Annotated in this window: 5 protein-coding genes and 1 pseudogene; 1 reads left to right on the top strand and 5 read right to left on the bottom strand. The window is 44.6% G+C overall.

Annotated features, from left to right (window positions below):
- Positions 1 to 323 precede the first annotated feature (323 nt).
- Positions 324 to 6,170 carry a PKD domain-containing protein gene (locus MA_RS22480; RefSeq protein ID WP_011024186.1) on the bottom strand — a complete coding sequence of 1,949 codons (5,847 nt, stop codon included), beginning with the start codon at positions 6,168 to 6,170 and terminating at the stop codon, positions 324 to 326.
- Between the two features lie 1,796 nt (positions 6,171 to 7,966).
- Positions 7,967 to 8,719 (bottom strand): DUF4430 domain-containing protein, encoded by a 753-nt coding sequence (locus MA_RS22470; protein WP_011024185.1) that lies wholly within the window; start codon positions 8,717 to 8,719, stop codon positions 7,967 to 7,969.
- 537 nt (positions 8,720 to 9,256) lie between these two features.
- Between MA_RS22470 and MA_RS22465 the strand changes: the two genes are divergently transcribed.
- Entirely contained in the window at positions 9,257 to 10,540 is a 1,284-nt protein-coding gene (locus MA_RS22465) for a hypothetical protein (RefSeq protein ID WP_011024183.1), read from the top strand.
- A 122-nt stretch (positions 10,541 to 10,662) separates the two neighbouring features.
- Here MA_RS22465 and MA_RS27740 read toward each other — a convergent pair.
- The 3 genes and pseudogenes from MA_RS27740 to MA_RS22445 form a co-directional block, all read right to left on the bottom strand.
- Positions 10,663 to 10,935: pseudogene (locus MA_RS27740) on the bottom strand (IS481 family transposase); the annotation flags it as partial.
- 255 nt (positions 10,936 to 11,190) lie between these two features.
- Positions 11,191 to 15,060: a PKD domain-containing protein gene (locus MA_RS22455; RefSeq protein ID WP_226990690.1), complete on the bottom strand. Its 3,870-nt coding sequence runs from the start codon at positions 15,058 to 15,060 to the stop codon at positions 11,191 to 11,193.
- A 630-nt stretch (positions 15,061 to 15,690) separates the two neighbouring features.
- Entirely contained in the window at positions 15,691 to 19,218 is a 3,528-nt protein-coding gene (locus MA_RS22445) for a PKD domain-containing protein (RefSeq protein WP_226990689.1), read from the bottom strand.
- Positions 19,219 to 19,252 lie beyond the last annotated feature (34 nt).

Below are 19,252 nucleotides of genomic sequence, written 5' to 3'. Positions count from 1 at the left end.
TTTTTGAGCTTAATTCGTATTCAAAGACATTTTGAAGTATTATTTCGGAGGCTTTAAAGATAATTTTTTGTCAAAATATGTAATTTTAACCGATTTTTTTTATTTTAAAACATTTTTATCAATTTTGGCAGAACCTCATTTAAATAAATCTTTTATCTCAATTTATGTTTTAAATGCTGCTTAGTCCTTTTCTAATGTGAAATTTTGTATGAAAGAAAAATGGGCTCAAATGCCATAATTACAAGAAAAAAGTTGTGGGAAATTTGAGAAAAGTTTTTCTCAATTCCCCTTTTTGTTTTTTCATTCTCTTTTGTTCTCCTTAATCATATCATTGCAAACATATCCACTACATCATCAAAGTCTATCCTTCCGTTTCCGTTGAAGTCGAAGTACTCCACCGGCATGTTTTCCTCTATCCAGTCCATGTTGTGGAAGTATGCCACTATATCCACGAAACTGAACTCTCCATTTCCGGTGAGGTCTTCATAGAGTCCGTCTCCGTCAAGGTCCTTAGGAGCATATTCCTGATCAGGTAGGGGAGACAGAAGGGTCACCTCAATTTTTCCTGTCAAAAGAGCTGGTTCGATAGAGTCTCCCGAATCTTCCTCCAGACGTTTAACCCCTATCGAAAGGTTTGCAGATCCTTTCTCCTTTCCAGAAACAGTGAGAGTAGCAAGCACAACATCTGCTGCCCCTTCCTTAACGGAATCTTCCAGGTCAACAGTCTTCATGTAGATAGAAGTCCCTGGCAGGGTAGAGTTCTCAGTAATCAGAGCCCAGGAAGGGTATTCTATATTGACTATCTCGGCAACAGCCGGGTCGTCAATAGCAACGGTCAGGTTGTATCCCGAGAAACCTGCAGGGAAATTACTGGCAACGATATTTATTTCAGTAGATTCGTTTTCTGAAACTGAGGAACTTTCAGGGTCGAAATAGAGAGTAACGGTTGACCCGGAAGTTTCGGAAACTTCTATGTAATTCGTTTTTAACTCAAAGTCCATCCCAGCAGCATTTTCCACAGTCAGGTTTACGGTGTAATTTCCGGCTGAAACGTATGTGTGAGAGGGGTTCTGCTCAGTTGAGTTTGCCCCATCCCCGAAGTCCCATGCCCAGGCAGTAGGTGAACCTGTGGACTGGTCTGTGAAATTCACAATGAGAGGAGCAGTCCCGCCAGTTACATCAGCAATGAAAGCAGCAACTGGTTCAGGTTCTACAGGTGTAGAAGATACAGTGATGTAATCGGTCTTTAGATCGGAATCACTTCCTTCTGCATTTGTAACCGTAAGGTTGACAGTGTAGTTACCTGCCGATGCATACGTATTCGAGGGGTTCTGCTCAGTTGAGTCCACAGTTCCGTCATTATCAAAGTCCCATGAATAGGACGAAACAGTGCCTGTTGACTCGTCCGTGAAGTTGACTGTCAATGGTGCATTGCCTGATGTTATGTCTGCAGAGAAGTTGGCAACAGGTGAAGTGAGGGAGTCCTTGAAGGCATAGACTTTCTGGTCTCCTCCTATACTGAAAAGCATACCATCCGAAATTGCCGGGGTCGATCCCGCATGAGGGGTGTGCCAGGCTACTTCTCCCGTAAAGGCGTCCAGTGCATAAATATTGGCATAGCCGAAGTACCCGTCTCCTGCGGTTCCCACATAAACGAGCCCGTCTGCAACAGCTACTGAACAGGTCCAGTCTCCGATCCCTCCGTTATCACCTGTTTTTGAAGGGGTTGACCAGACAGGTGTGCCTGTAGTTGCATTGAAACAGTATGTCTGCACATTGGAAAAACCAGCGCATCCTCCGCAAACATAGACATTTCCGTAGGCAAAAGCAGGAGTTGAATCCGTCCTCTGGATGGTCTGCTGCCAGATTATGCTCCCGTCAGCGGCGTCCAGGGCAAGAAGGTCTCCGTCTCCGTAGAAGTTGTAGGTTGTCAGGTAGAGAACCCCGTCTTTATAAGCAGGGGACCCGCAGAAGTTCTGTTCGATATTATTAATGTGCCAGACCTGCTCCCCTGTTACTGCGTCCACGCAGTAAGCATGGCCTGCATAAGATGACCCATAGCCCCAGCTTGTCAGGTAGAACTTTCCGTCCGCGTAGGCGGGTACGGACTGGCCGTCTCCTACAACTTCAAAACTCCAGAGCAGGTACCCTGTGTCCTCGTCAAGACAGTAGTAATGGCTTCCGTCCCAATCGCTAAATATTACCATACCATCCGCAATAGCAGGTCCGCTGTTAACCGCACCCTGACTTCCCACAGTATCATTGAAACACCAGATTTTTTCTCCTGTTTCGGCGTCGTAACATCCAAGTTCGGGGCCTGTGGCCGTAAAGACCATGCCGTTATCATAAGCAGGGGAAGCCCAGGAACCGTATACGGCTTTCGGAATGCTGACGTTCCAGATTATGTCTCCGTTAAATTCGTCCAGGGCTACTAGCTGGGGAATATCATCCGTGCTCTCTTCCATTCCTCCGGCCCCGCATATCACAAAGACTTTTCCTCCGGCCACAACAGGGGAGGAACTGCTGATTGCATCAATGTCCTCACTTACCCACTCAGTCCGGTTGGTCTTTGGCCCGCTTTCGGAGTAGCCAAGGTGGTCAACCTTTCCGTGGAACTGGTACCAGGAATCCTCAGGAACGGACTCGTTTTCCTGCTCTTCAACGTAGTATGAATACGGCATCACAAGCGGGTACTGGTCGGTCCCTCCGTCAGCAGTGTAAGATACATCCCCGATTCCATCCCCGTCAGAGTTATTTCCGGTGTAGTCATCGTAATAATTACCCATGTACCCTGTCAGTTTTTCTCCTTCCCACAGGTATTCTACGGGCTCCGGGCTCTGGAAGAACGAACCTGACCCGCCTGAAATATGGTCGCTTGAACCGCCCATTTTCCTGCCATTGTTGTTGATGAAGGTGTTCTGATAGATCCGGTTGTCTCCCGTGCTGTCAAGCACGGCTGCAAAGTCCCAGCAGTTGGAAATATTATTCTGCCGGAGAGTGTTTCCGGTCCCTGTGAACATCACGCCTTCAGCGCAGTTATCTATAAGGTTGTCCTCTATCAGTGCGTTCTTTGCATTGACGGTAATCGCAAAGCACATCTCTTCGGTTCCTGTAATTTCAAAGCCGTTGATCTCGACATCGTCAGCACTTATGGTTATTCCTGAAGAGCCTGTGAAACCCGAAGCATTCAGGACAGGGTCCCTGATGCCTTTTAGGGTCAGAGCCTTGTCGATGGTCAGGACTTCGTGGTATTCCCCGGGATAGACCTTGATAATGTCTCCGGAATCCGCTGAATTAATAGCTGCCTGGATGGACTCCCCGCTTTTGACAGGCCAGGTAGTAGGGGTTTTGACCGCGTAAATGTAGTTTTCGACAACTTTGGTATCCTCTCCGTGGTTATTTGCAACGGTAAGGGTTACGGTGTAGCTGCCCGCGGAAGTATACGTGTGGACAGGGTTTACCTCAGTTGAAGTGTTTCCGTCCCCGAAGTCCCAGAGGAATTTGTTTGCATTAAAGGACCTGTCTTTGAAGGAAACAGTCAATGGGAAGGAACCTGTCTGTTTGTCCGAACTGAAGTCTACCTCTGGAGGAAGAGCTTCTCCCTGTCCGATGCAGTATAGGTATCCGTTATCGGTTCCGTAGTAGACTTTGCCGCCGGAAAGAGCTGCACCCTGCAGGGTATATGCATCGTCATCAGCAGGGTTGTAGTGCCAGGCAAGAGACCCGTCAGGGTTCAGACAGTAGATAGAGCCGTCCACGATGGCTTCGGTGAAGTAGATGTAAGGTTTGTTGTTTTCAACCGAAACGACAGGAGAGGATTTTACTCCGCCGCTGACCGGGGTCTCCCAGATGACCGATCCGTCGGAATCGTTCAGGCAGAACATTGACCCGGTCTCGCCGTGTTCTCCATGTCCCACATAGACCCTTCCGTTATACACTACGGGAGTCGAGGTTGAAAACCCTATTGAAGCTGTCCAGCCGGTATCCAGGAACTGGCCTGTATCAGGGTTGAACCCTACTTTGAAGCAGTATCCTGTTTCCTGGCCTCTTTCCGAGGATGTATACAATGCACCATCAGCATAGGTTACCGAACTTCTGAACATCCCGGGGTCGGAAAGTGCAAAAGAGACATCCGAACTCTTACTGAAATCAACCTCATCTACAAAGGTTCCGGTATCTTTTTCGAGACAAACCATCTTGCCTTCGAAGACAGGGTAGACCAGGTAATTTCCGACAACTACCGAGCCGCTCCATATAAAGCCGGAACTGTTTGTGTTTTCGTGTTTCCAGACAAGGTTCCCGCTGTCGTCATAACAGTAATAATATTTTGTCCCGGTTCCTCCTTCAAGCCCGTCTCCGATGTAGAGCTTATGGTCAGAATAGGTGATGGGACACTCCAGGTTGCCGTCGGTTACGTGTATGTTCCAGAGCTCGTTTCCGGTTTCCGGGTCAAAAGCATAGAGGTCTCCTTCCATGGTAGGGACAAAAAGTGTTCCGTTCCCGAGGGTAGGAGTGGAAGTCTGTGTCAGGTCCCCGCCAAGTTCCTTTGACCAGAGAAGGTTTCCTGTATCTTTATCAAAGGCCCAGACAGAGGCGTTTCCGGCAGTTACGAAAACCGTGTTTCCGGAAATCACTGGCGGGACATTGATGCCTCCGCTCCCGCAGGGTTCCTGTTCAGGAGAAGTCAGGTTCTGCCAGAGGAGTTTCGGGTTCCTTGTTGGGGCATAGCTGAAGCCGTAGCCGGTATTGGAGCTGTCTTTCTGGAACTCCGGCCATTCGGATTCGAGATTTTCTGTGTCTATTACCTTGATATAGTCTGTCTGTGTTTTTGTATCACTCCCGGCTGAATTGGCAACCGTAAGGTTGACAGAGTAGGTACCTGCAGTTTCGTAGGTATGTGAGGGGTTCTGCTCAGTTGAGTCCACAGTTCCGTCGTTGTCAAAATCCCATGAATAGGAAGAGACATCATCAGTAGAAGTATCTGTAAAGTTGACCTTAAGAGGCGCATTTCCATAAGTCGGTGCTGCTGTGAAATCAGCGATTGGAACGGAAGAACCCGATGCTGCTGTAATTGTTATATTCTCCCCGCTGACTGTGACTTTACCCATAAGGGGTGCAGTGTCACTCCCCAAGCCAATTGTATAAGGAATGTCACCAATGCCATCTATATCAGCATCTGCGCCTGTGTAGTTGTCGTAGTAATTTCCAAGGGCTGACGTGTAAGACTTGCCCTTGTAGTTGTAATTTACAGTATCGCTGACATACTGGACTGAGCCGGCCGGTGAACCGTCGTCGATGTTAATGGTGTTGTTAATGAAGTTGTTGTGGTAGATCTTATTACCGGTGCCGGTTTCTCCATTTACCACTTCAACAGTAATTCCCACAGAATTGGAGTCAAAGGTGTTCCCGGTAATAATATTGCGATCGTTTTTATAATCTATCAAGAAACCTCCTCCATTTTCGGTGCAGTTTGAAATAATATTATCACTGAATGTTAGGTCATCGCCTCCCTCAATTTCAATTGCATAGTGTGCAGTAACGTTTGTAAAGGTGTTGCCTGTGATCTTACCGCTATCAATCCAAAGTATATTCCAATAAACCTTATCCATCCGATTTCCGGAAAAGTCCAGCTGCTTAACGGTTATAATAGTGTTTCTTTGGTTAGAGGCAGATGCAAAAACGTTATTCGAAACTTCAAGGTTCTTCAGGTAATCTAGATCTGTATATTGATTCATGACACAGTTTCTGATTACAAGATTGCTGTCATAAGAATCCGTCCCATAGATAATAATATCCGTTGAAAAAGTGATATTCTCAACCCGGATATCGGAAGCACCTGCATAATCATAGTAGTTAAGGCGTACTCTTTTACCCCCAAGAATAGTTACCTCATCTGCACCTGCACCTATTAATGATACAGGTTTGTCGTATATATTCCAACTGCCACCCATATTATAAGTTCCAGGGTTGAAGTATATGACATCTCCAGCCTGTGCTTCATCCTCAATGATGGAGATGACATCATCCCCTGGGTTGACTTCAATAGTTTGTGCCGACGCGGACCCGGCAAAGACTAACAACAGGATCAGAAATATACTTAACAAGAAGCCGTGTTTGGCAATATTTTGTATCCTGTTTTGTATCTCATTTTTTGTCATATTTTTTGTCATATTTTCGACTCCACTATTTTTTAATGTTGTTTAATCAGGGAGCAGGGGCCTATTTACTGCCTCCATACCTCCCGGTTCAGTCCACCGAGCCGGTAACCTCCAGACATTTACGCAGCAATGATATTAGCTATAGAAACAGGTCTATCCGTACCCGGTGTTGCTGATGAGTACCTCCAGCAATTATAGGCAAGCATGACTTCATTCATGGAAATATACCTGCCACTTATGGAGTTGACATCATTACAGTGATTCCAGTACTTCCACACGGCTAGAATTAAGAACTAAAAATACACCCTCAAGTAAAGATACTTCAATACTCATCAAAATTTTTTGCTGAAAAGCAAAACTGATTTTCAGGTCGTTTAAAACAAATTTAGGGCAAGAGCCGTGTATAGAAAATAAGTCTTTTAGTTTCTTTTTTTGAGACCCTCCTATGTTTTTTTGGGGTTGGTGGTTGTTCTGGGCGGAAGAATCGGGCCGCATTTTGTGTCTGGTGGGGCGGCGAGATCAGGTTTCGGACCCTTTTGAAGCGTCAGACCAACCGGATTACTAAGGAACTATCTGAAACAATATTTGCAGTTTACCGAAATTTCAGTATAGTGTTGTATCTATAAATATATATTATGATTAATAAACAATTTTTAACATACTTGGATGCCTTCTGTATATATTCCTGATTTCTCTGGTGATTTTTTAACTTTTTTAGACTTAAATATAAATGTTGTCATAAAAATCATGTTGTATGAGATATTTGTATCTTAGCTGGATACAAATTTGCAATCTATGGTATACTTTTTTTCTGAAAGTTAGAAGTTTATCAGGAATATCTGATTAAACTATTTATATATGATTAAACAGATTAATTATTTGTTACTTCTACAAATAAAAATGTTTGGCTAATTGTTCTTAGCCGGTTGGCTAACAACTTCCATCTTTGCCTCAAAAAATGAATGTGAAACTTTTCCAAATAAACATTTTCAGAGTCGATTCCATACTTTTCTTTTTTATAAGTCTCTTAGAACCTTTAGTCTGAGGTTACTTTTTCAAATGAGTAATCATATCAAAAAAGAACTTTTAATCATAAAAATACTTTAAATAAGCAATTAGTTATCAAGTCTTACCATCAAAATAATATTGTGGCTCTATTATGTGCAAAACTTTCTGAAGAATATATCTCAACCTTTAATTGTTAATTGAAACAAAACTAATAGTAAGCTCACATACTTTCATTGGTAGTAGAAGAATAATATGATTGTCAGAAATTCATCATCAGACCCTGAAAATATGGCAATACATACACAAATTACGATAGAGCACAGTATTTGCAGAAACTTTTCAGATTAGTTGAGGTTTTGCCATTTTTCACATAATCCCTTTATTTCCGCTAATACTTGACAGCGTAGCTTATTTCGTGAAAAATTTACCTCATAACAACTTAAAATCTATTTAATTCGTTATTTTTATCTATAATTAATATTGGAGTAAGAAATAATTCATTAATTTGGAAATAAACTTCTTTTGAACTTTCAAAACATAATAAATATTTATGTTTTTATGTGATTTATTGAAATAAGTTGCAATAAATTCTAATTTTTAAAGTAAATGTAATACTATATCAGTTTTTGAGCTTAATTCGTATTCAAAGGCATTTTGAAGTATTATTTTAGAGGCTTTAAAGGTAATTTTTTGTCAAAATACGTGATTTTGACCTATTTTTTTTATTTTAAAGCATTTTTATCAATTTTGGCAGAACCTCAGTTTACAAAAAAGTTAAAGAGGGGGCATGCCCCTCTGAATTACTGTATCAGTTCAATTATGTGGTCTGCTTCATCAATAATGTACTCCGCTTCTTCGTGAGAAAGATTGCCCCGATATTCCTGCCTCTGGACAATATTCTTAAAGCACTGGAGCTTAAAAATGGCTATCTGATCCCGGCCATTTTCCAGTGAGTAAATTACACTGTCAAGGCTTGCTATGAGAATACATTTTGTTAGAGGAGGAGCGGCAAGACTATCAATGTGTTCTTGGAGGTCTTCAATAGATGTTAATGCATCTTCGACTTCCACTCCGATATCAACAATGTATGATGCATTTGCTGTGTCTACAACGATTTCCCAGTTCTCTGTGATTTCATAAGGAGAATACAGGAATGTCACCTGATCTTCATCCTCAATTACGTTCTGGCTGAGGCCCAGTGGGGCAAGCTCATCATTTATGTAGATGAACCATGATGTGCTTGCTACAGGATCGTCTTCGACTCCGTTAATATCGGTAAGGTAAAAAGAGCCGTAGTCCTCATAGTACTCATCAGATGCATTATATGTGAATCCACTGGTTTCATCATTTGAAGCCGCTTCGAGTGCACCATGGTCTGTCTGAACCTCTACCTGATAACTGCCGGAAAGATTGTTTGACGGAATGAAGGTAAACGTACCGTCTTCCAACGTGACAGTTCCATTAAAGATTTCAGCAGGTTGTGCTGCTACTGTACCAATCATTATTGCACTGAGGAATGCAATTATGACTACACCTGTTATTTTATTCTTCATGTATAATCACCTCTTCCAAAATATATGTGTGGAATAAGTTAAGATGTTTTGAATGTTTTATCCCCATACTCCAGCCCACACATATTTACATATTTGAACTTTAATACTAATAGCTCTTTTAATTTAGATAATAAGTGTAAACTCTAAGGGTAAGATCAAAAACGGAATTGGAAACACAGTATTACTCTTTTGAATAACATATATCACCCGAAAAAAATGGACTATATACTTTAGAAGAGTATAAAAAATATGGCCTTCTAATATTGGTCTTTCCGCAAATGTCCTCAAGTGAATAACAATTTACTTACTATCTTTTTTGGATAATTGCTCAATAAGCCGCAATTTTTATCTTAACCGGATAGTCGAAAAATGGGAGCTGAAAGCTTTCAATAAAGGCGCGAAGTCGAAAAATGTGGGACGTTTCAAAAACATAGGGTATGAATCAGTAAGACTTCCCCGGGGAGGAGAAGGTCATAGTTGGAATAGCTATTCTACAGATCCTGGATCCTATAAAGAAAAAAAGAGAGGAATAAACGAATGAAAAGTAAACATTTTCCACTGTTAATAAGTGTAATGATAATGCTTGTGACATTTGCATCGTTAGCAGCCGCAAGTAACTGGGCACAGTTCCAGAAAGATGAAAAGCATACAGGTGTAACAACCGATTACGGACCTGATGACGCTACTATTTCTATAAACTGGAGCATCCCTGTCGGTAATGGAATGATTGATACAGTTCCTGTTATGCTGGGTGACTACATATATGTGGAAGGAATGACTGATCTCTCCAAATATAACAAATATAGTGGTGTTCTTGAAGACACTCTTACAGTGGCAGAAAGCGGGGGGTTCCCGTTCCAGAATGCATGCCCTGCTTCAGATGGTGATAACATTATCTATGTTGTTGACACCGCTTACGGTGGTAGTAAACAACCAAAGATTACAGCTGTTTACGGCAACAATATGACTGCAAAGTGGACTACAAGCTTTGCTCCGGCAACACATCAATGTTCTTGCCCTGTCACATATTACAATGATGGCGGTGTGGGTAAGCTTTTTGTAGGAACTGTCAACATGAGCACGACCGATCCGGTCAACCTGAGCGATGATGGTACATACTATGCCCTCTACGCAGAAAATGGTACTGAGATATGGAATCGACCAACCACTACCAATAAAGGCTACTACTGGGCAGGCGCCGCAGTTGTGGGAAACTTTATAGTGTATCCTGACGATGCGGGGACATTGACATCTGTCTATATCTGCAACGGAACAAGAGCTAATGAGACAGACCTGTCTTCACAGGAGATACGGTCATCTGCTACCTACAATACGGATGATCACCTTATATACGTAGCTGGCAAGGACAAATATGTGCGTTCTGTTGAGATAAATCCGGCCACCGGTGTATTCGGAGCATCCCAAAGCTATCATATGGATGAGGGTAGCACTTCAACTCCCGCCTACAATGCGGTTGATCACAGGATTTATGTGGCATCGGGTGCTTACAACGCTGGCCATGTGTACTGTCTGAACGCCACCTCGTTTGAGGATGATGAGGACGAAATCTGGGTTGTAAGTCTCGGACACAAGATCCAGTCTTCTCCCGCGGTAGCCTATAACAGTACTAACAACCCGCTGATATTTGTAACAGGTAATGATGCCGATGGGAATGTATACCGCATAGAAGACTGCGGCAGCAGCTGTGATGTTGAGTCTGTATCTCCCCCAAATAATACGTATAGTCTTCCGGGAGTTGCAGTATCCGGCGACTATGCATACTTCGGAAATGACAATGGCTACCTTTACCAGGTTAAGTAAAGAGGTTTATGCAAAGGTGCAAACTTTTGCATACTATTTTTTTATTGAACTCATTTCACACAGAACTGCGTTTTGTCCTGAAATAATTTCGCTTTGAAACTTTTTGCTTTTTGTCCATCTTTTCACAACCCAAACAATCTCACCCCCTATTCTGAATTTTGCCTCGAATGGTAGTCTATTCCAGAATGTATCTTGTGGCGATTCTAACTGTTCAAGTTTCAAAGCTCCATGAGGTCTATACCATCGTATGAATTATTCGAACGATTCAAACTCTCCTCTTAAACCTTTGATACGTATCGAACCATTTCTCTATTTTTCCGTTTGTCTGAGGAGGAATTACCCCCTGCAAGTATTGGTTTAATTCCAAGTTCTTCGATACGGTTTTTAACCTGACTTTGACAGTTAAACAAAAAACACACATGAAATTCTTGGAATAACATGCCCAAAAAAGAAAATAAGTTGGATAATAAACCTATGTGGGTACAAATTGTCGATGCTTAATGACACTGGCTTTCAGTTCAACTGCATAAGTCCCCAGGTACACAATAGTTCTGATATACACAATAATTGAACTGTTCTCGGTAAGTTCCCTCCTTTCCTCGGTAAAAAATCCTGAATTTTAATTCAAAAAAGAAAGGAGGAAAACAGCCTTATTTGGCTGCCTCCGCCCAGAAGGTTATTGTCCCTTTTTTGTTTCCTGAACCGGCATAATCAGCCGGAACCTGCAGAGCTACTGAAGTGTTTTCCTGACTGTTCCCTCCTACTACTTTCCAGTAATTATTCCATAGCTGAGAGTCCAGCAGCAATCCCTGGCTGAAAAGCTCATCTCCGGCAGAGGAGTCACAGACTACGGCTGTAACATTTACGTCGCAGCTTCCTCTGTTTTTGAGAGTTAGGTACTGGAGCTCACTGGTTTTTCCAGGGTACAGTTCCCCAAATTCAAGGGCTGAAGGGGAGACCTCAAGGGAAATCACCGGGACAATGGTGACATTCAGGGACACACTTGATGACCCGTTCTGGCTCCCTGAAGAAGCTTCCTCAACCGTGATATACTCAGTCTTCACCTCGGAATCGCTTCCCTCCGCGTTTGTAACTGTGAGGTTCACGGTGTAATTACCTGCAGCAGTGTAAGTATGGACCGGGTTTTGCTCGGTGGAATCCACGTTTCCGTCGCTGTCAAAATCCCAGGCCCAGCTTTCAGCACCATTGGACTGGTCGGTGAAATTAACAGTCAGGGGAGCTTCACCAGAAATTGGATTGGCTGTGAAATCAGCGACGGACTGACTTGAAGAGTATGCATAGACCTTGCCGTCTTTACCGACTGAGTATACAACTCCATCGACGATTGCAGGTGTACTGCCACCCCCTTCGTCCTGCCAGATTAGCTCTCCGGTGGAGGCATCAAGGCAGACGATCCCGGAACCTCCAGTCCCTACGTAAACCTTGCCGTCGGCAACCGCAGGCGAGCAGGTCCAAAACCCGATATTGTCTTCGGGATCTGTCTCCCAGACCGGCTCTCCAGTTGTGGCATTGAAGCAATATGTGATATAACGAGAATAGCCACTGCTTACATATATATTCCCATAAGCATAGGCCGGGGTCGAATCTGTACCTGTGATAGAGGTGTTGGACCACAATACTGAACCGTCAGTGATACTCAGTGCATAAAGCTGTGCACTTTCTCCTTCCGGGTTATAGGTCGTAAAGTAGACAGCATCATCGGATATCATCGGAGATCCGCAGGGGTTGCTGCTTATATTGGCATGTTTCCAGATCGCCTCTCCGGTACTCGCATTGAGGCAGTAGACCAAATTTTCACCGTCACCACTGAAGCCATGCCAATAGAGAACATAAATTTTGCCGTCTTTATACGCGGGACATGACTGTGCATAAGATGAAACAGGTGCACTGAAATTCCATAATTCTTCTCCGGTGGACTCCTCGAAGCAGAAATACTGGTTACCGTTCCAGTTAGATGAGAATACCTTCCCGTCTGCAACCATCGTGCCCCCGTTTACCGAGTTGTAGGTGGTACCTTCGGGGTAGTTGTTCAGGCCACACCACACTTTCCCGTCGTCATAAACAGGTGAAGACCAGGAACCATAAAAACCACCGCCATCCGCTTTCCCGTGGTCGGCAAGGATGGCACCTGTCTGCTGGCTGAGACTGCGGATAACAGATATTCCGGTATCGTTGTCATTGCAGTTTACAAAGATCCTGCCCCCTGCTACTGCAACCGAAGAACTTCTGACAGCACCGATGTCGTCACTTACCCAGAGTCTGGTGGCTGTTGACGGGGCAGATCCTTCGGAAAAGCCACTGTGCTGTGCATCTTTCTGGAACTGCGGCCAGGAATCGTTTGTAGCCCATTCGGGAACATTCCAGGGCTCGACTACTATAATACCGGATTTTTTAACAGTATTATTTTCGTACTGGCTCGAAACGGTGAAGGTTACGCTGTACGTGCCCTCTTCGGCATACTGATGGGTAGGATTCTGAAGGTTTGAGGTCGTATTGTCCCCAAAGTCCCAGGACCAGGTGGTCGCAGAGTTGATGTTATCAGAGGTATCGGTGAATTCAACTGAAACGGGACTTTGAGTGCCGGAAACACTATATGAAAAGTCCGCTACCGGAGTTATCTGATCCGTGACATTGACAAGTCCTGTTCTTGTGGAGGTGTTGGACTCGCCAGAACCCGTAACAGTGAGGCTTACCGTATATAAGCCGTTCTTTTCGTAGATATGATAGGGGTTCGTCTCATTCGAAGTGGTATTGTCCCCGAAGTCCCAGAGCCACTCGTTTATACCATAGCCTGTGGATTCATCAGTGAACGATACGTTGAGCGGGGCCTTTCCGAAGGTGTTTTCAGCGGAAAAGTCTGCAACAACAGGACCGAAATCGCTTCTTTTGAGGGCGAAAGTACAACCCGCTACTCCTTTCCACTCATTGTTTCCAAAAAATAGATATCCCTGCTTAATTACAGCCCCACCAAGAACATATTGCTGCATACTCTCAGGAGGAGTCCAGTGCCAGACCTCCATGGCATCGGTGTTACTTGCATTGTCCCTCAGACAGTACACCGTTCCGTTTTTGACATTTGTTGTAAAGTAGATGTAAATGTCCCCTGTTGAATTCTCATAGTAGGTGGACACTGTGGGCGAAGACTGGATGATGCCGTTTGCAGTGTACTTCCATATTTCCGACAGGTCTGATGCATTCAGGCAGAAAAGACAGGGCTCCCCACCAGATTTGAACATCTTGCCGACTCCAACATAGAGCCGTCCATTATATATGGCTGGAGTCGAAGTGCTTGGCCCTATACTATGTGAAGCCTTATCGGTCCTGACAAATTTCCCTGTGCTTTTATCAAACCCTATCACACAGCAAGATCCGGAAGTCGTCGTGAAGTAACAGCGACTGCTGTTTTCATCATATGACACCGACGACTGGATCTGGCTTCCGCTATTCGGTATCGAGAAGACAGCGGAGACGTTAATCTCATCCACAAGCTCACCCGTATTCTTGTTGAGGGATGTCAGGTTCATATCCTCCCCTCCGAATACAAGGTAATCGCCGATTACTGCAGCTCCTGCCCAGTAATACCCGCCTCCTTCATAACTCCAGCACTGGGTTCCGTTGTCATAGTAACAATAATAAGCGGATGGGTTCCCATAACATGTTCCAAAATAGATCCGGTGGTCTTCGTATACCACGGGGGTGTTTAACTGTGAATAAGAACCCCCAAGTCCTGTTATATTCCATAAAAGCTCCCCGTTTCTAATATCATATGCAGAGAGTTTTCCCCTGGAACTTTCAGGGTAGAATATCTTCCCGTTACCGTAGCACGCAGGCCCAAGATTCTCTCCGGATGTAACGGTGTTCCAGATATATTCTCCCGTCGTGCGGTTATGGACACTTATATTGTGGCTACACACGGATACTAAAAGATCATCTAAGACAAGGGGGTCCGTATTCATGTACCCCGTGTGCGCAGACCATACCAGGTCAGGGTCATCAATAGGACCCGCCTGCGATGTAACCCCGGTGTGATAGAGGTTGTTCTTGAACATCGCCGTATCAGATGAATCAGGCACAGGTGCGACTGCAACAGGTGTTTCACCACTTTCTCCACCGGAAGATCCGTCGGCCATCACAGTGATATAACCGGTTTTAATCTCCGAATCGCTGCTGTTGAAGCTGGTCACCGTCAGGTTTACCGAATATTCCCCGGCGGTTGTATAGGTGTGGACAGGGTTCTGTTCCGTGGAGTCTAAGATTCCGTCGCCATCTAAGTCCCAGGCCCAGCTTTCAGCCCCTGTGGACTCGTCGGTGAAATTTACAGTCAGTGGGACGGTACCGGAAATAACTTCTGCACTGAAATTAGCAACCGGGGTGACTTCCCCTCCTGATGAGCCTCCGTCTAATAGCCAGTCGGAAGTCGTTGCAGATGCCGGGGTTATTGCCATCATCAGAAGAAGTATTGTGCAAAGAACGGGTATTTTACTTTTCATTTTTTTCATTATTTATTTCTCCTGCGCTTTACATAGGGTTCGGGCCGTCCTGCTGGGTAATTTTCGATCACCTGGGAGGTTGAAAGAAGTGTTTTGGATCGGAGAACAGGGTTTGTTTTTGGTGCAAGAATTTTCGGACCTTTGAAGAGAGCAGAACGGGGCTAAAATTTGTTTTTTCTGTTTTTTTATTTTCGCGGATTTCGGGATCAGCCGGTTTTGAAGGATGTGAATTTAAAATTCCGGGGATCAAACAGACGATGACAGCATTTAAAAATCCGGAAAAATGCTGAATGAAAAACACGGTTCGAATTGAAAATTGAAAATGAGCTTTAAGTAAAAGGTAATTCTATACCTCGTCTAGATTTTTGCTGAAGGGATACCTGACTTTTAGTTCATATAACAAAAATTTCAGGAATCAAGCCGTGTAAAAAAATAAGTGCTTTTTCTATCTAATTTTTTGAAGACCTCCTATGTTTTTATGGGGTTGCCGGTTGGTCTGAGCGGAAGAGTCTGTCTGCATTTCAAGTTTAGTAAAAAAGGCAGATCAGGCTTCGGACCTTTTGAAACGTCAGACCAACCGGATTTTTTGAAGGTTTATTGGAAGTATGTTTAAAAATATTTAAATGGGAGAAAACAGCCTTATTCGGCTGCTTCCGCCCAGAAGGTTATACTCCCTTTTTTGTTTCCGGAACCGGCATAATCAGCCGGAACCTGCAGAGCTACTGAAGTGTTTTCCTGACTGTTCTTTCCTACTACTTTCCAGTAATTATTCCATAGCTGAGAGTCCAGTAGCAGTCCCTGGCTGAAAAGCTCATCTTCAGCAGAGCAGTCGCAGACTACGGCTGTAACATTTATGTCACAGCTCCCTCTGTTTTTGAGAGTTAGATACTGGAGCTCACTGGTTTTTCCAGGGTACAGTTCCCCGAAATCCAGGGCTGAAGGAGAGACCTCAAGGGAAATCACTGGAACAATGGTTACATTCAGGGACACACTTGATGACCCGTTCTGGCTCCCTGAAGAAGCTTCCTCAACCGTGATATACTCAGTCTTCACTTCGGAATTGCTTCCCTCTGCGTTTGTAACTGTGAGGTTCACGGTGTAGCTGCCTGCATCGTTATAAGTGTAGCTCGGGTTCTGCTCTGTGGAATCCACATTTCCGTCGTTGTCAAAGTCCCATGCCCAGGCAGTAGGTGAACCTGTGGATTGGTCCGTGAAATTAACGGTTAGAGGAGCAGTACCACTCGTTACATCCGCAGTGAAAGCAGCAACTGGTTCAGGTTCTACAGGTGTTGAGGCCTCAGAAACAGTGATATAATCAGCTTTTACTTCAGAGTCGCTTCCCTCTGCGTTTGTAACCGTGAGGCTAACGGTGTAATTACCTGCGGCAGTGTAAGTATGGACCGGGTTCTGCTCTGTGGAATCCACATTTCCGTCGTTGTCAAAGTCCCATTCCCATGAAGTAGGTGAACCTGTGGACTGGTCCGTGAAATTAACGGTTAGAGGAGCAGTGCCACTAGTCACATTTGCAATGAAAGCAGCAACTGGTTCAGGCTCTCCAGGTGTTGAGGACTCAGAAACATTGATATAGTCCATCTTTACTTCAGAGTCGCTTCCCTCTGCACTGGTCACGGTGAGGTTGACAGTGTAACTGCCTGCATTGTCATAAGTATGGACCGGGTTCTGCTCTGTGGAATCCACGTTTCCGTCGTTGTCAAAGTCCCATTCCCAGGCTGTGATGCCTTCTCCAGTTGATTCGTCGGTGAAGCCGACAGTCAGGGGTGCTTCTCCTGAACTTACATTGGAGCTGAATTTTGCTTCAGGGAGAAGTACTTCTGCTTCCTTGAAAGCGTAAAGTTTTCCGCTTCCTGTACTGAATACCATATCGTCTGCAACTGCCGGTGAGCCTCCACAGCCTTTATAACTCCAGATCACTGCTCCTGTTTCTGCATCAAAAGCATAGAGTGTTGAAGAGCCAGTAAAGAGTCCTTCAGCTGCCCCTCCTGTAAAGACTTTTCCATCCGCAACAGCAGGTGAACATACCCAGTCTCCTATATTCTCAGAAGAATCAGTTACCCATATTGTTTTCCCGTCAGAGGCATTCAGGCAATAGGTATTGAGGTCACTGTATCCTGCCGTACCCGCCGACAAATAGACTTTTCCATTTACCACAGCTGGTGTTGAATCCGTAGGGGGTATATCGGGTCTTCCCCATATTTCATGTCCGTCGGTCAGGTCAAGCTTGTAGAACCCATCCTCTGTCCCGAAACTGTAAATAGAAAGGTAGAGCCCTTCCTCGGTAACTGTTATGGACCCGCACGGGTTGCTTGATAACTCTTCATTTTCCCATATCAGTTCTCCAGTGGTTGCATTTACGCAGTAGACTGCATTTACGGTAGTCCATCCTGAAAGATATACCCTGTCATCTTTGTAAGCAGGAGTAGACTGTGCATAGAGCCCATCTATCTTGAAAGTCCACAGAAGTTCTCCCGTGTTTTCATCAAGACAGTAATAATTTCCTCCGTCCCAGTCGCTGGCAAATACCTTTCCATCTCCTATTGAAGGGCCGCCGTTACATGATGCAAGTTCACTCGGGTTCTGGAATGTCCAGATGATATCTCCGGTGGAAGCATTTACACAGTAAGTGTTTTTCCCTGCAGATGCGAAAACCTTTCCATCATCGTAAGCAGGACATGACCATGAACCCCATTCTGGCGCCATTACGGTTACATTCCAGATTTCTTCTCCTGTTTCCTCGTCAAAGGCAACAAGCTGGCCTTCTGAAGTCAGAGGGTTACCATATTCGTCGACAGGGCCGTTGCAGAGTCCGAAGACCATTCCTTCGGCAATAACCACGCTTGAACTCGGAACAAGGGAATACGTATTATTAAGAGGCTCGGCAATCCAGGCAAGGTTAGCGCTGTCAGGAGCATCAGAGCTACTATATCCGCTGTGCTGTGCGTCTTTGTGGAACTGGTACCAGGCATCCTCGGAAACTACAGTTTCTTTAACTGTGATCATTTCCAGAATTTCCAGGACATCACTACCGTTTTCGTTGCTGACAGTCAGTTTAACGGTATAGATGCCTGCATCGGAATAAGTGTAACTCGGGTTCTGCTCTGTAGAGTCCACATTTCCGTCATTGTCAAAGTCCCATGCCCAGGCAGTAGGCGAGCCGGTAGACTCATCAGTGAACTGGACAGTCAGGGGGGAATCTCCGGAAGTAGGAGTTGCAGTGAATTTGGCGACAGGCAGAGTTGAAGAACCCTGAACCTTAATACTTGATGCTTCAGTGGCGGCGTTTATGTTACTGCCTGAATCGTCATCCAGGCGGTTGAAAGTAAGAGATATTTCACTTTCCCCCGGAGTTTCAGCCACAAAAGTGACATTTGCCAGGAGAACGTTTTCATCACCAGCCTTAACAACGTCGTTAGTATCCACCGCTTTTACTTTTATCGAAGTATTGGGCATACTGGAGTTTTCCGAAAGACCAACCCAGGAGGGATACTCCACACTCGTGAACTTTCCAACAGCCGGATTCTCGAGGGTGAGGTTAAAGTCATAGCCAGAAATACCTTCTGTGAATTTATCCGCCCTGATCTCAAAGACCTGGGATGCGCCCGAAGAAAGGGTAGATTCTGCCGGAAGAATAGAAACAACCGGGTTCTCGGAAGTCGTTCCAGAAGTCAGTTTTGCTTCCCGGACGGTGACAGAGATCGTATTTTCGGAGTCATCATCCAACCGGTCAACGGATACGGTGAGATTTGCTTCCCCGGAAGCGAGGGATTCTACAGTTACCGTACCTAAAAAGACATCTAAATCTCCTGCATTTATTTTTTCTTCCAGATCAACAGCTTTGATCTGGACCAAATCCGCCGGAAGACTTGAACTATTATTTATGCCTGACCAGGAGGGGAACTCCACTCCCGTTATCTGGGCAACTGAAGGATCGCTTATACTGAGATTAAGTTTGTATCCTGCAAGCCCGGAAGGCGCTTGATCAAGATAAAGGCTCAGACTTGCTACGGAGCCGGTATCTGAAAAAACAGCCTCTTGGGGCTCAAAATAGAGTTCTTCACCGGCAGCCGTACACACAACAAGGCTGAACAGCAGAAGGACTGCAAGGCTCCTCAGTAAGTTTCCTGTAAACTTTTTTCTTGTTAGTTTCATGTTAAATCTTTCCATAAAATTCCTTTATATTTTT

This window comes from Methanosarcina acetivorans C2A (assembly GCF_000007345.1).
Classification (GTDB): Archaea; Halobacteriota; Methanosarcinia; order Methanosarcinales; family Methanosarcinaceae; genus Methanosarcina; species Methanosarcina acetivorans.
This window is presented reverse-complemented; position numbering and strand designations above follow the sequence as displayed.

Coding starts and splice junctions, on each gene's coding strand:
- MA_RS22445 (WP_226990689.1), bottom strand. CDS start 19,218: ATGAAACTAACAAGAAAAAAGTTTACAGGAAACTTACTGAGGAGCCTT.
- MA_RS22455 (WP_226990690.1), bottom strand. CDS start 15,060: ATGAAAAAAATGAAAAGTAAAATACCCGTTCTTTGCACAATACTTCTT.
- MA_RS22470 (WP_011024185.1), bottom strand. CDS start 8,719: ATGAAGAATAAAATAACAGGTGTAGTCATAATTGCATTCCTCAGTGCA.
- MA_RS22480 (WP_011024186.1), bottom strand. CDS start 6,170: ATGACAAAAAATATGACAAAAAATGAGATACAAAACAGGATACAAAAT.
- MA_RS22465 (WP_011024183.1), top strand. CDS start 9,257: ATGAAAAGTAAACATTTTCCACTGTTAATAAGTGTAATGATAATGCTT.